Raw genomic sequence first — 13,561 nt, 5'->3', positions numbered from 1 at the left:
ATGCCAGAAAATCAGTCGGTTGGCGACTTTTTCGCAGGGCCTTTCACAGGCCCGCAACCCTTTCAGCGCGTGCCTGTCGCACTTTCAGCGAGCGCACCGGTGCCGGCGGGATCCTGCCGGTAATAGCGGGCCAGTAGCCGGTACAGCTCGGGATATTCGGCCTCGAACGCCTTTGGCCTGACGAACAGCGCTTCGCTGCAGACCGCGAAGAATTCCGATGGGTGGTCCGCCGCATACGGGTCGATCAGCGATTCGCGTTCGAAGCGCGCCCAGCGACGCTCCGGCACCGCATCCACGCGCGCGCAGAAGCGGTCGTACGCGTGGTCGAACACATCGGCCCACGCCTGCGAATCGAGCGGTGCGTGCAGTCGGCGAAAGAGCGGCGGATGGCCGTCCGCTTCGCCGTTCAGCATGTCGATCTTGTGCGCGAACTCGTGGATCACGACGTTGTACGCGTCGCTGCCGTCGGTCATCTGCACGTCTTCCCACGACAGCACCACCGGGCCGCCCTCCCATGCCTCGCCGCTCGCGTCGTGCTCGACCTCATGGACCACGCCGTCCTCGTCCTCGACGGTCTTGCGGATCACGAATTCGCCTGGATAGACGGTCACGCCGACCCAGCCGCGATACAGGTCGAGACCGAGATTCAACACGGGCAGGCTCGCCTGCGCGGCGATCGCGACGGTCATTGCGTCGGTGAGTTCGAGATCGTGGGCGGTCGAGAACTGCTTCTGCGCGAGAAACAGGCTGGTCGTTTCGCGCAGCCGCGCGAGGTCCGTCGCATTCAGATAGGAGAAAAAAGGCAGGCCGTCGAGTGTTGACTGCCACAGCGCGTCGGAGATCGCGTGAGTGCGCAGCGCGCGGTCGCGGCGGCGGGTGTCGAGCCAGTGAGTGAGTTTCGAGAGCATCGGTCAATCGATCTGTTTTTGCCACGCGGCGAAAATACCGCCGCACACGGCGACGCCGATCAGGAAATAGAAGCCGTCGAGCGACGTCAGGAAGCTCGCCTGCTGCGCGACCATTCTGGCGACTTCGACCGTCGCGAGCGCGCGTGCTTCCGCGGGCGGACGGCCGGTCGCCGCGAAGCCGTTCGTCAGTGCCGCGATCGTACTCTGGAACGCGGGATTGAACGCATTCGCGAATTCCGCGAGCCGCGACTGGTGCAGCGCCTGACGATGCTGCTCGACGATGATTACAGAGGCGGTCGCGAACGAGATCGTCAACTGGCGCACGATGTTCTTCAGCCGGTAGCCGTGCGTGAATTCCTCGATCGCGAAGATTCTGAACGTCAGATTCGCGACGGGCAACACGATGAACAGCAACAGCAGCCCGCGCAGCAATAGCGGCACGATTAGCGCCGTTTCGCCGACGGCGGGCGACATCCGTGTCATCCACGCGGCGGCGAACGCGGCGATCGCGAAGCCGGGCACGATGATCCATTTCTTGCGCGGCAGCAGTTTCGCGTAACGCAGGTAGATGAAGAGCGCGCTTCCGGAAATCAGCGACGTCACGCCGACGAGTCGGCCGGTGTTCTCGACCGGATAGCCGAGTCCGCCTTCGAGAAAACGCGAGATCAGATAGCTGAATGCCGTCGACTCGTAGTAGTAGAACATGTACAGCACGAGCCCCATCTGGAAGGTCTTTTCGCGCAGCGCGTGCAGCCGCACCAGCGGGGACGGGTGATGCCACTGCTGGTAGATGAACCACACGAGCGCGCCGACCCCGGACACGGTGAGCACGACCAGTGCGGGCGACGTCGTGAAGAGCTGGAAGCGCACCTGCTGCATCACGATCTGCAGCGCGCCCTGTGCGAACGCGAAGATCAGGTACGGCCAGAAGTGTGTCGCGCCGCGCTCTTCGGGCTGCAGGCCGCCGGAATCGGGAAGGGCGAGCAGCGCGAGAATCGCGAACAGCACGCCGACGGGCGCGGTGCAGGCGAACAACGCGCGCCAGTCGAAATGCGCGACCAGCAAGCCGCCGAGCAACGGCGCAAGCGCGCTGCCGAGCAGAATCAGGATCAGGAACGCGCGCGTCGCGACAGGGCGCTGCTGCGGCTTGAAGCTGATCTGGATCAGGATCCGGCACGTGCCCATCATCGGGCCGATGAAGTAGCCCTGAAAGCCGCGCGCGAATGCGAGTTCGACCGACGTCTCGCAGAGCGCGGCCGCGACCGCGCCGGCCGAGTAGAGCAGCATGCACCCGGCCACATAGCGCCGGTAGCCGAACCGCTCGACCCACCATTGCTGCTGCAGGATGCCGAGCACCGCAGCGACCGCGTAAGCACTCGACGACCAGACGAGCTCGTCCGGCGACGCGTTGATGCCGCCGGCGATGTAGCTGGCGAAGAACGAGAAGATCGCGTTGTCGAAGTAATCGAGACCGGTGACGACCGCCAGCACCCACGGGAAGAAGTCGCCGCGCAGCTTGTCGACGCTGAAAAGCGGGACGCGGGACGATGCGACGTTCATGCCGATGGAGCCTTGGGCTTCGCGCGTTTTGCGGCGGCGGTCCGCTTGCGCACGAGTTCATCGCGCCGCTGTTCGAGCAGCGTGTCGGCGCTTTCGCCGGCGACGCGTCGCGCGACGTAATCGAGGTCGTGGCTCAGTTCCGTGCGCAGCGTGCGCGCTTCCTTTAACTCGCGACTGACGGATTCGATGCGTGCGTCGAGTGCGTCGATCTGCTGTGTCAGCGCATCGCGGATTTCGCGCAGCGACGCGTCCGACAACCGGCTGCGGCCGCCTTCGTGTCGTTCGAACGGTCGCTTGAGCATTTCGGTAATGCCCTGCAGCGAGAAGCCGAGCGAACGCAGCCGCAGAATCCGCGCGAAGCGTTCGAGATCGTCGCTGTCGTAGAGCCGGTAGCGGCCTTCGCTGCGGGTCGGCGTGACGAGCCCGCGTTCCTCGTAGTACTTGAGCGTGCGTGGCGTGACGTGCAGACGCTTCGCGGCGTCCTGCACGGTGAGCAACGGTGGATCGACGGGATCTTTGGCCATGGCGGCTTGTATCGTGAGCAGATGGTCGTCATTGTAGATCAACGTGGACGTTCACGTACAGGTTCGGGCGAACGTGCAGGTGCACGATACGGTTGCGATGGACGAAAAAAAACCGTCCGCACGAGGCGGACGGTTTGTATTGCAGCTCTGATTCGAGCGATACAGCGCGGCGTATCAGTTGTTGCCGCGACGCATCATGTCGAAGAACTCGGAGTTGCTCTTGGTCTGGCGAACCTTGTCGAGCAGGAATTCCATGGCTTCGACTTCGTCCATGTCGTGGATGAACTTGCGCAGCACCCAGATCTTTTGCAGGATTTCCGGCTTGATCAGCAGTTCTTCGCGGCGCGTGCCGGACTTGTTCAGGTTGATCGACGGATAGACGCGCTTTTCCGCGAGGCGGCGCTCCAAGTGCACTTCCATGTTGCCGGTGCCCTTGAACTCTTCGTAGATCACGTCGTCCATGCGGCTGCCGGTTTCGATCAGCGCGGTGCCGATGATCGTCAGCGAACCGCCTTCCTCGATGTTACGTGCCGCGCCGAAGAAGCGCTTCGGGCGTTGCAGCGCGTTCGCATCGACACCGCCCGTCAACACCTTGCCCGATGCCGGGACGACGGTGTTGTATGCACGGGCGAGACGCGTGATCGAGTCGAGCAGAATCACGACGTCGTTCTTCATTTCGACGAGGCGCTTGGCTTTCTCGATCACCATTTCGGCGACCTGCACGTGACGCGCGGCGGGTTCGTCGAACGTCGACGCGATCACTTCGCCTGCGACCGAGCGCTGCATTTCCGTCACTTCTTCAGGACGTTCGTCGATCAGAAGCACGAACAGGATGACGTCCGGATGATTCTGTTTGATGGCGTGCGCGATGTGCTGCAGCATCACCGTCTTGCCGGACTTCGGCGACGCGACCAGCAGGCCGCGCTGGCCCTTGCCGATCGGCGCGATCATGTCGATGATCCGGCCCGTCACGTTCTCCTCGCCGCGCATTTCGCGCTCCAGCAGTAGCACCTTGTTCGGGTGCAGCGGCGTGAGGTTTTCGAACATGATCTTGTGCTTCGACGCCTCCGGCGGCTGGCCGTTGACCTTGTCGACCTTCACCAGCGCGAAATAGCGTTCGCCGTCTTTCGGCGTGCGCACTTCGCCTTCGATCGTGTCGCCGGTGTGCAGGTTGAAGCGGCGGATCTGCGATGGACTGATGTAGATGTCGTCCGTGCTCGCGAGGTAAGAGGTTTCCGGCGAACGCAGGAAGCCGAAGCCGTCCGGCAATACTTCGAGCGTGCCGTCGCCGAAAATCGTTTCGCCAGTTTTGGCGCGTTTTTTAAGAATGGCGAACATCAGTTCCTGCTTGCGCAGGCGGTTCGCACTTTCGATCTCGAGGCCATTGGCCATCTCGATCAATTCAGACACGTGCAGTGTCTTGAGCTCGGATAAATGCATACGGAGAACCCGCGGGAGAAGGTGCGACGAAATGAAATCTGGGAGGAGAATTGAGCGGAACCGCTCAAGGACTTACACGTCTTTTCGACGTTTTGTGGATTCTAGCATAGCACACGCCGGATTCCGCCGACGTGAGGCAAGTGCATCTGCGAGCCGGTCGTGTTGTCGGTGGACAACACGACCGGTGCGACTCACGAGGAGCCGGATGCTTTACAGGTTGCCGTCGAGGAACGCGGTCAGTTGCGATTTCGACAGGGCGCCCACTTTCTGTGCAGCGACCGCGCCGTTCTTGAACAGGATCAGCGTCGGGATACCACGCACGCCAAACTTGACCGGCGTCGATTGATGCTCGTCCACGTTGATCTTCGCGATCTGCACGCGACCGTCGTATTCCTTCGCGACTTCGTCGAGGATCGGGGCGATCATCTTGCAGGGACCGCACCATTCGGCCCAGAAGTCGAGCAGTACGGGTTTATCGGATTTCACGACGTCCGTTTCGAACGATGCGTCGCTGATGTGCTTGATTTGTTCGCTCATTGTATGAATACCTCTTTAGGGTCGAGGCCGGCCTGAATTAATTGCTCGCCACGATACACCAAAACCGGAAAAACTTCTGTTCGTGTAGCCGCACGCCGAGCCCCGGTCGAACCCGTTCGAGTACCTGCGAAGGCAGCCTCGGAAGGGCGCTATGGGGACCTGTATTGCGGGACATCTGGCCGCCAGTTTAGCTTAATTCGCTATGCGTTGCCCGCCGCGATAGTAGTCATCAGGACAGTGGGGCTTTATCCTCGCGCGGGAATTTCCACGACACGTATCTGGTGGTTTTAACGGTAAACACAAGAGGCACTACCAGGCGCGCGACGCCTTTGCGGGTGGGCGTTACGCGAAGGTCGTTCACTTTAACTGTCGCGCTGCAGCAGCACCGATGATAGAATGCGACGTGACGGGCCTCCTCGCATGGAGGGGCGGTCAACCTGGTCAGGTCGGGAACGAAGCAGCCACAGCCGTTTTCCACCAGTGCCGAGGGTCAGGCTCGTCACCTTCCACTTTTTCTCCGCTGTTCTTCCGCTGGTTTGAGTTGCGCAATTTCGCTTGTTGCTCAGCTTACTGCTCATTTTCAGCACATCAGTTTTCCAATTTCAGCTACACCCAATCGACGAAATTTCTATCGTGCGGCCACGGGTTCGTACCGTCCGGTCCGACGCTTTCGATTCGTCTGTATGGGACGACGTTGCTGATACAATTTCCGGATGACCTATCAAGTTCTCGCACGCAAATGGCGGCCGAAGGATTTCGCTTCGCTCGTCGGACAGGAGCACGTGGTGCGCGCGCTCACGCACGCCCTCGACGGCGGCCGTCTGCACCACGCCTATCTGTTTACCGGCACGCGCGGCGTCGGCAAGACGACGCTGTCGCGCATCTTCGCGAAGGCGCTGAACTGCGAGACCGGCATCACGTCGACACCGTGCGGCGTGTGCCGCGCGTGTCGCGAGATCGATGAAGGGCGGTTCGTCGATTACGTCGAAATGGACGCGGCGAGCAACCGCGGCGTCGACGAGATGGCGGCGCTGCTCGAACGTGCGGTCTACGCGCCGGTCGATGCGCGCTTCAAGGTCTACATGATCGACGAAGTGCACATGCTGACCAACCACGCGTTCAACGCGATGTTGAAGACGCTGGAAGAACCGCCGCCGCACGTCAAATTCATTCTCGCCACTACCGATCCGCAGAAAATCCCGGTCACCGTGCTGTCGCGCTGCCTGCAGTTCAATCTGAAGCAGATGCCGGCGGGGCACATCGTGTCGCACCTGGAGCACATCCTCGGCGAGGAACAGATCAGTTTCGAAGCGCAGGCGCTGCGGCTGCTCGCGCGTGCCGCAGACGGCTCGATGCGCGACGCGCTTTCGCTGACCGATCAGGCGATCGCCTATTCGGCTAATCAGGTGACCGAGGAGGCCGTGCGCGGCATGCTCGGCGCGCTCGATCAAAGTTATCTGGTGCGTCTGCTCGACGCGCTGGCGGCAGGCGACGGCGCCGCAGTGCTCGCGATTGCCGACGAGATGGCACTGCGCAGCCTGTCGTTTTCGACCGCGCTGCAGGATCTGGCGAGTCTGCTGCACCGTGTCGCGTGGGCGCAGTTCGCGCCGGCGTCGGTGCTTGACGAATGGCCGGAGGCCGGCGATCTGCGCCGCTTCGCCGATGCGCTGAGTCCGGAGCAGGTGCAGCTTTATTATCAGATCGCCACGATCGGCCGCAGCGAACTCGGTCTCGCGCCGGACGAATACGCGGGCTTCACGATGACGCTGCTGCGGATGCTCGCATTCGAGCCCGCGCCGAATGGCGGTGGTAACGGTGGTGGCACGGTGCCGGCCGCGCGGCCGTCGACATCTTCATCCGCCGACGCGCGGCGTGCGTCCGCGCCGGTGCAAGCTGCGGGCAATGCCGCGCAGACGCAAGCGATGCCGGCGGCGAAAACGGTGCAGCCGGCGCCGGCCGCAGTCGTGCCGCAGGCGAGTGCCGAAACGCAGAACGTGCGAGTCGGCAAGATCGACGATGCCCTGTCCGCGAGCGTAGCGCCTCAGATTCCCCGGAGCGCGACTTCCGGTGACGCGATCGTCGAACCGAAGGCTGCGACTTTGCCGGAAACCGCTACGCCGATCGAGGCGAAAGCCGAGTCGCAAGCCGACACCATCAACGCATCGCGCGATGATGGTGCGGTCGAAGCGCAATCGCAGCTCGCCGAAACGACCGCGCTGCTAGCGGCGGAAGCTGAGGCCGAATCACAGCCTGCGGCCATCGAACCTGCAGTCCACAACAAGCCCGTTAGCGAAGCGCCGGTCCCAACCGGAGCGGCAGCAACCGATAAAGCGGAAAGCGCCGAGCGCGCACCAGCAGTCGACTCGCGTCGCCCGGCAGGCGGTGCAAGCGCTGCGCTCGACGTACTGCGCAACGCGGGGCTCAAGGTTTCGTCGACGCGTGACCGGGTGGCTGCCGCGCCTCAAGCGGCATCGACCGCTGCGCCCAAAACGGCCGCACCGCGTGTCGCCGTGCCAGTGCCGGTACCGTCCGAGGCACGCCGCGCTGCGCAGAGCGAACCGGCGGCCCGTCCGAAGCCCGCCCAGGACAAGCGCGAACAAAGCGCCGCATCGACCCCGCCATGGGACGACATACCGCCCGACGACTACATCCCCGTCTCAGGCGACGATGCATTCTTCGCCGGCCCCGACGACGGCTTCGTACCGGTCTTCGACAGCGGCCCCGACGACGTCCGCGTCAACGGCGGCGCAGCGTCCGCACGCACCGAAGCGCCGGTGGTCGTCGATACGCGTCCGCTGCCGCCGGCCGTGCCGCTCAATCCGCTCGGCTTTGAAGGCGACTGGCCGGCGCTTGCCGCCGGCTTGCCGTTGAAGGGCATTTCGTACCAGCTGGCATTCAACAGCGAACTGATGGCGCTCGACGGCGCGACGCTGCGGCTCAACGTGCCGGTGCCGCAATACGCGGAAGCGTCGCAGGTCGCGAAGCTGAAGACCGCGCTTGCGGAGCGCCTTGGCCGGGACGTCGACGTGCAGGTGGAAGTCGGCCCCGCGCGCCGCACGGCCGCTGCGCTCGATGCCGCCACGCGCGCGCAGCGTCAGAAGGAAGCCGAGCGCGAGATCGGCGCCGATCCGTTCGTGCAGTCGCTGATCCGCGAATTCGGCGCGAGCATCGTGCCGGGTTCGATCCGGCCGATCGCACAGGATGGCGCAGCATCAGCGCACTGACATCGAGCGCAGTCGGCACGTCACCCCATAAAACACCACCGCTTTAACGATCACGATCCACAAGGAGTACATCCATGATGAAAGGTCAACTCGCCGGCCTGATGAAACAGGCCCAGCAGATGCAGGAAAACATGAAGAAGATGCAGGACCAGCTCGCGCTGATCGAGGTCGAGGGCCAGTCCGGCGCCGGTCTCGTGAAGGTGACGATGACCTGCAAGAACGACGTGCGTCGCGTGTCGATCGACCCGAGCCTGCTCGCCGACGACAAGGACATGCTCGAAGATCTGGTCGCCGCTGCGTTCAACGACGCCGTGCGTAAGGCAGAAGCCACCGCGCAGGAAAAGATGGGCGGCATGACGTCGGGTCTGCCGCTGCCGCCGGGATTCAAGCTGCCGTTCTGAACCCGCACCCGGACGGCGGCCTGCATCGAGCATCGCCGTCCACTCTCCATTCGATCCTCTTCCGCGCCGTCGCCGTCATCGCATGAAACAACCGTCCGCCCTGTCGGCACTCGTGGAAGCGCTGCGCATCCTGCCCGGTGTCGGGCCGAAATCCGCGCAGCGCATGGCGTATCACCTGATGCAGCACGATCGCGAGGGCGCCGAAAAGCTCGGCCGTTCGCTGCTGTTCGCGACCGAGCATCTGCAGCACTGCGAGAAGTGCAACACCTTCACCGAAGCGCAGATCTGCGAAGTCTGCAGCGATGAAGAGCGCGATCCGACGCTGCTGTGCGTCGTCGAAACACCCGCTGACCAGATCATGCTCGAGCAGACGATGACCTACCGCGGTCTCTACTTCGTGCTGATGGGTCGTCTGAGTCCGCTCGACGGCATCGGTCCGAAGGAGATCCATTTCGACCGGCTTGTGAAGCGTGCGTCGGACGGGATCGTCAAGGAAGTCGTGCTCGCGACCAATTTCACGAACGAAGGCGAAGCGACCGCGCATTACCTCGGTCAGACGCTGAAGGCGCGCGGTCTCGCGGTGACGCGGCTTGCGCGCGGCGTGCCGGTCGGCGGCGAACTCGAATACGTGGACGCGGGCACCATCGCCCGCGCGATGCTCGACCGTCGCTCGCTGTAGCGGCAACCGCGTCGCGCGATGCGTCGGCGGACGCAGTTCATGTCGAGCACATCGCAGCCCGGCGAACCCACGCGAAAAACCGAAGGAGACAGATGAACACGACGACCCCCACCGCCAAAGCGGCCGGCCCGCTTGCGGGCGTCAAGGTGCTCGAACTCGGCACGCTGATCGCCGGCCCGTTCGCCGCGCGCTTTCTCGGCGAGTTCGGCGCGGACGTGATCAAGATCGAAGATCCGAAAGGCGGCGACCCTCTGCGCAAGTGGCGCAAGCTCTATCCGGAAGCGGGCGGCACGTCGCTGTGGTGGGCCGTGCAGGCGCGCAACAAGAAATCGGTGACGATCAATCTGAAAGCGGAAGAGGGCAAGGAGATCGTCCGGCGTCTTGCGCGCGAAGCCGATATCGTCGTCGAGAATTTCCGGCCCGGGCTGCTCGAAAAACTCGGCCTGGGCTACGACGTGCTGTCCGCCGAGAACCCCGGTCTCGTGATGGTGCGTCTGTCCGGCTACGGCCAGACCGGCCCGTATCGCGACCGGCCGGGCTTCGGCGCGATCGCCGAATCGATGGGCGGGTTGCGGCATATCACCGGCTATCCGGACTTGCCGCCGCCGCGCATCGGTATCTCGATCGGCGACTCGATCGCCGCGCTGCACGGCGTGATCGGCGCATTGATGGCGCTGCATCACAAGAACACGAATGGCGGCAAAGGGCAGATCGTCGACGTCGCGCTGTACGAGGCCGTGTTCAACATGATGGAAAGCGTCGTGCCCGAGTACGGCGTGTACGGGATGGTGCGCGAGCGCACCGGCGCATCGCTGCCGGGCATCGTGCCGTCGAATACGTACCCGTGCCGCGACGGCAGTATCGTGATCGGCGGCAACAGCGATCCGATCTTCCGCCGGCTGATGCTCGCCATTGACCGCGCCGATCTCGCCGACGATCCCTCGCTCGCGCACAACGACGGCCGCGTGCCGCGCACCGCGGAGATCGACGGCGCGATCGCCGCGTGGCTCGCCAGCCGCACGATCGACGAGGCGCTTGCGGTGCTCAACGCAGCGGACGTGCCGGTCGGGCGCATCTACAGCGTCGCGGACATGTTCACCGATCCGCAGTATCTCGCGCGCCAGATGATCCAGCGCTTCAAGTGGCAGGACGGCCGCGAGATCGCGTTGCCGGCGGTCACGCCGAAGCTGTCCGACACGCCTGGCGACACGCGCTGGCTCGGTCCGGAACTGGGTGAACATACCGATGAAGTCCTGCAATCGCTAGGTTATGATGCACAGCACATCGCGCGGCTGCACGAACAACAGATCGTCTGATTACTAACGACGGCGGCTGGCAGCAACGGCAGGCGCGACGCGTGCCGGTTTCATCGCGCACACGAACAACAACGACAGGAGACTTCGACGATGCAACGCAGACGCTTTCTCGCCGGTACAGCCGCGGTCGCGGGCGCGGCTTTCGCCGGTACGCCTTTGACCTTTGCACAAGGCACACAGGGCAAACCCGAAACGCAGAAGGTCGCGATCGCGGTGGGCGGCAAGAACCTCTTCTACTACCTGCCGCTGACGATCGCCGAGCGGCGCAATTACTTCAAGGACGAAGGGCTCGACGTCGAGATCTCCGATTTCGCGGGCGGCTCGCAGGCGCTGAAGGCTGCAGTCGGCGGTAGCGCTGACGTGGTATCGGGCGCATTCGAACATACGCTGCTGCTGCAGGCGAAGAACCAGTCGTTCCGTGAATTCGTGCTGCAGGGCCGTGCGCCGCAGATCGTGCTCGCGGTGTCGAAGAAGACGATGCCGAACTACAAGTCGATCGCCGATCTGAAGGGCAAGAAGATCGGTGTGACGGCGCCCGGTTCGTCGACGTCGATCATGGCGAGTTTCGTGCTCGCGAAAGCCGGTTTGAGCGCGAAGGACGTCGCGTTCGTCGGCGTCGGCGCGGGCGCCGGTGCGATCGCCGCGCTGCAGTCCGGGCAGATCGATGCGCTCGCGAATCTCGATCCGGTGATGACGAAGCTCGAACGCTCGGGCGACGTCCGCGTCGTGTCCGACACGCGCACGCTCGCCGATACGCACACGGTGTTCGGCGGCAACATGCCGGCCGGCTGCCTGTACGCATCGCAGTCGTTCATCACGAAGAATCCGAACACCACGCAGGCACTGACCAACGCGATGGTGCGCGCGCTGAAGTGGCTGCAGGTCGCGACTGGCAGTGAGCTGATCAACACGGTGCCCGAGTCGTATCTGCTCGGCGATCGCGCGCTGTATCTGGCGGCATGGGAGCACGTGAAAGAGGCGATGTCGCCGGACGGTCTGATGCCCGCCGACGGCCCCGCGACGTCGCTGAAAACGCTGCAGGCATTCGACGAGTCCGTGAAGGGCAAGACGATCGATCTGTCGAAGGCATGGACCAACGACTTCGTGAAGAAAGCGCTCGCGACCGTCAAGGCATAGCGTCCCGCCGTCTGCTACCCGAAGCTACCCAAAGCTACCTGAAGCTATCCGAAGGAAGCCGAACGATGACCGTTGCCGCTCTCGCGCTCGACAACATTACCTGCACATTCGCAGCGCGTGATGACCGCTCGCAGCGCTACACCGCCGTCAGGGACACCACGCTGCACATCGCGCCCGGCGAATTCGTGTCGGTCGTCGGTCCGACGGGCTGCGGCAAGTCGACGCTGCTCAATGTCGGCGCGGGACTGCTGCAACCGTCGTCGGGCACGGTCAGCGTGTTCGGCGAACCGCTCACCGGATTGAATCGTCGCGCTGGCTACATGTTCCAGGCCGACGCGCTGATGCCGTGGCGCTCGGCAATCGACAACGTCACGGCAGGCCTGTCATTCCACAATGTGCCGCGCGACGAAGCGCGCGCCCGTGGCGACGAGTGGTTGAAGCGCGTCGGGCTCGGCGGCTTCGGAGATCGCTATCCGCATCAGTTGTCCGGCGGGATGCGCAAGCGGGTCGCGATGGCGCAGACGCTGATTCTCGACCCCGACATCATCCTGATGGACGAGCCGTTCTCCGCGCTCGATATCCAGACGCGTCAGCTGATGGAAAACGAGCTGCTCGATCTGTGGGTCGCGAAACGCAAGGCGGTGCTGTTCATCACGCACGATCTCGACGAGGCGATCGCGATGTCGGACCGCGTCGTCGTGCTGTCGGCGGGACCGGGCACGCGACCGATCGGCGAATTCGCGATCGACCTGCCGCGCCCGCGCGACGTCGCCGAGATTCGCGCGCATCCGCGCTTCGTCGAACTGCATGCGCAGATCTGGAGCGTGCTGCGCGATGAAGTGCTCAAGGGTTATCAGCAGCAACTGACTGCAGTGTGAGTGTCGTGCTTCGCGTGAGCGCGAGGCTGACCGACAACCAAAGCACCGACCGCGGTCGACAAGAGATAAGAAGGGAAGGGGGTAACCGTTCCATGTGGAAAACACTGCGCCCGAACCGCGCAAATCTGGTGATCTGGCAGTGGGCGCTGCTCGTGCTGTGCTTCGTGCTCTGGTACGTGCTGACGAGTCCGACGCTGCTGCCCGCGTTCTATTTCGACGATCCGAACAAGGCCGCGTTCTTCTTCGGCGAGCCGCAGAAAGTGCTGGTGCAGATCTGGCAATGGTTCACGTCCGGCGAAATCTATCTGCACCTGTGGATCACGCTGATCGAGACGGTGCTCGCGTTCGTCATCGGCACGGCGCTGGGGCTCGGCTTCGGGCTGTGGCTTGCGTTGTCGCCGATCGCGAGCGCGCTGTTCGACCCATACGTGAAGGCCGCGAACTCGATGCCGCGCGTGATCCTCGCGCCGATCTTCGGCGTGTGGTTCGGACTCGGGATCTGGTCGAAGGTCGCGCTCGGCGTCACGCTGGTGTTCTTCATCGTGTTCTTCAACGTGTACCAGGGCGTGAAGGAAGTGAGCCCCGTCGTGCTCGCGAACGCGCGGATGCTCGGCGCGAACCGCAAGCAGTTGCTGCGTCACGTGTACCTGCCGAGCGCGACGAGCTGGGTGTTCTCGAGCCTGCATACGTCGGTGGGGCTCGCGTTCGTCGGCTCGGTGGTCGGCGAGTATCTCGGTTCCGCGCGCGGCGTCGGCTATCTGATCCTGCAGGCCGAAGGCACGTTCGATATCAATACCGTGTTCGCCGGCATTCTCGTGCTGACCGCGTTCGCGCTGGTGCTCGATGCGCTCGTCGGATTGATCGAGCGGCGTTTGATGAAGTGGCAGCCGAAGAGCGGCGATACCGAAAAGATGTAAGCGCGTTTCATGCGGCGCGTCGGTGCACCGCGCGCCGCAT

The 13,561-nt window shown here is 63.7% G+C and carries 12 protein-coding genes and 1 other RNA gene; 8 read left to right on the top strand and 5 right to left on the bottom strand.

All coding sequences use genetic code 11. From position 1 onward, the window contains the following. Positions 1–62: 62 nt before the first annotated feature. The 5 genes from E1748_RS20300 to trxA form a co-directional block, all read right to left on the bottom strand. Positions 63–908, bottom strand: a complete 846-nt coding sequence (locus E1748_RS20300; RefSeq protein ID WP_133648940.1) for a M90 family metallopeptidase — start codon at positions 906–908, stop codon at positions 63–65. 3 nt (positions 909–911) lie between these two features. Then, positions 912–2,468: an MFS transporter gene (locus E1748_RS20295; RefSeq protein WP_133648939.1), complete on the bottom strand. Its 1,557-nt coding sequence runs from the start codon at positions 2,466–2,468 to the stop codon at positions 912–914. After that, positions 2,465–2,992 carry a MerR family transcriptional regulator gene (locus tag E1748_RS20290; RefSeq protein WP_133648938.1) on the bottom strand — a complete coding sequence of 176 codons (528 nt, stop codon included), beginning with the start codon at positions 2,990–2,992 and terminating at the stop codon, positions 2,465–2,467. The genes E1748_RS20295 and E1748_RS20290 overlap by 4 nt, the downstream gene beginning before the upstream one ends. 174 nt (positions 2,993–3,166) lie before the next feature. Further along, positions 3,167–4,432: a transcription termination factor Rho gene (gene rho / locus E1748_RS20285; protein WP_133648937.1), complete on the bottom strand. Its 1,266-nt coding sequence runs from the start codon at positions 4,430–4,432 to the stop codon at positions 3,167–3,169. A 210-nt stretch (positions 4,433–4,642) separates the two neighbouring features. Beyond that, positions 4,643–4,969 carry a thioredoxin TrxA gene (gene trxA / locus E1748_RS20280; protein ID WP_133648936.1) on the bottom strand — a complete coding sequence of 109 codons (327 nt, stop codon included), beginning with the start codon at positions 4,967–4,969 and terminating at the stop codon, positions 4,643–4,645. A 405-nt stretch (positions 4,970–5,374) separates the two neighbouring features. Here trxA and ffs point away from each other — a divergent pair. From ffs to E1748_RS20240, 8 genes are all read left to right on the top strand, one after another. Further along, positions 5,375–5,473: signal recognition particle sRNA small type (gene ffs / locus E1748_RS20275), an RNA gene on the top strand. Positions 5,474–5,682: 209 nt separating this feature from the next. Then, positions 5,683–8,193 carry a DNA polymerase III subunit gamma/tau gene (locus E1748_RS20270; protein WP_133648935.1) on the top strand — a complete coding sequence of 837 codons (2,511 nt, stop codon included), beginning with the start codon at positions 5,683–5,685 and terminating at the stop codon, positions 8,191–8,193. 74 nt (positions 8,194–8,267) lie between these two features. Then, complete coding sequence (locus E1748_RS20265; protein ID WP_133648934.1) at positions 8,268–8,594, top strand: YbaB/EbfC family nucleoid-associated protein; 327 nt, start codon at positions 8,268–8,270, stop codon at positions 8,592–8,594. Positions 8,595–8,676: 82 nt separating this feature from the next. Further along, positions 8,677–9,273, top strand: a complete 597-nt coding sequence (recR, locus tag E1748_RS20260; RefSeq protein WP_133648933.1) for a recombination mediator RecR — start codon at positions 8,677–8,679, stop codon at positions 9,271–9,273. A gap of 92 nt (positions 9,274–9,365) precedes the next feature. Further along, the gene (locus E1748_RS20255) at positions 9,366–10,589 is read left to right on the top strand and encodes a CaiB/BaiF CoA transferase family protein (RefSeq protein WP_133648932.1); all 1,224 of its coding nucleotides are present in this window, start codon (positions 9,366–9,368) and stop codon (positions 10,587–10,589) included. A 90-nt stretch (positions 10,590–10,679) separates the two neighbouring features. Beyond that, on the top strand, positions 10,680–11,726 hold the full coding sequence (locus tag E1748_RS20250; protein WP_133648931.1) for an ABC transporter substrate-binding protein: 1,047 nt from the start codon (positions 10,680–10,682) through the stop codon (positions 11,724–11,726). Between the two features lie 65 nt (positions 11,727–11,791). Then, positions 11,792–12,604, top strand: coding sequence for an ABC transporter ATP-binding protein (locus E1748_RS20245; protein WP_133648930.1), 813 nt, complete (start codon positions 11,792–11,794; stop codon positions 12,602–12,604). A gap of 92 nt (positions 12,605–12,696) precedes the next feature. After that, complete coding sequence (locus E1748_RS20240) at positions 12,697–13,521, top strand: ABC transporter permease (protein WP_133648929.1); 825 nt, start codon at positions 12,697–12,699, stop codon at positions 13,519–13,521. The last annotated feature ends 40 nt before the right edge of the window (positions 13,522–13,561 follow it).

Source organism: Paraburkholderia flava, assembly GCF_004359985.1.
Classification (GTDB): domain Bacteria; phylum Pseudomonadota; class Gammaproteobacteria; order Burkholderiales; family Burkholderiaceae; genus Paraburkholderia; species Paraburkholderia flava.
This window is presented reverse-complemented; position numbering and strand designations above follow the sequence as displayed.

Bases quoted from the DNA above. Each gene is read 5' to 3' on its own strand.
- E1748_RS20300 (WP_133648940.1), bottom strand. From the start codon at position 908: ATGCTCTCGAAACTCACTCACTGGCTCGACACCCGCCGCCGCGACCGC.
- E1748_RS20295 (WP_133648939.1), bottom strand. From the start codon at position 2,468: ATGAACGTCGCATCGTCCCGCGTCCCGCTTTTCAGCGTCGACAAGCTG.
- E1748_RS20290 (WP_133648938.1), bottom strand. From the start codon at position 2,992: ATGGCCAAAGATCCCGTCGATCCACCGTTGCTCACCGTGCAGGACGCC.
- rho (WP_133648937.1), bottom strand. From the start codon at position 4,432: ATGCATTTATCCGAGCTCAAGACACTGCACGTGTCTGAATTGATCGAG.
- trxA (WP_133648936.1), bottom strand. From the start codon at position 4,969: ATGAGCGAACAAATCAAGCACATCAGCGACGCATCGTTCGAAACGGAC.
- E1748_RS20270 (WP_133648935.1), top strand. From the start codon at position 5,683: ATGACCTATCAAGTTCTCGCACGCAAATGGCGGCCGAAGGATTTCGCT.
- E1748_RS20265 (WP_133648934.1), top strand. From the start codon at position 8,268: ATGATGAAAGGTCAACTCGCCGGCCTGATGAAACAGGCCCAGCAGATG.
- recR (WP_133648933.1), top strand. From the start codon at position 8,677: ATGAAACAACCGTCCGCCCTGTCGGCACTCGTGGAAGCGCTGCGCATC.
- E1748_RS20255 (WP_133648932.1), top strand. From the start codon at position 9,366: ATGAACACGACGACCCCCACCGCCAAAGCGGCCGGCCCGCTTGCGGGC.
- E1748_RS20250 (WP_133648931.1), top strand. From the start codon at position 10,680: ATGCAACGCAGACGCTTTCTCGCCGGTACAGCCGCGGTCGCGGGCGCG.
- E1748_RS20245 (WP_133648930.1), top strand. From the start codon at position 11,792: ATGACCGTTGCCGCTCTCGCGCTCGACAACATTACCTGCACATTCGCA.
- E1748_RS20240 (WP_133648929.1), top strand. From the start codon at position 12,697: ATGTGGAAAACACTGCGCCCGAACCGCGCAAATCTGGTGATCTGGCAG.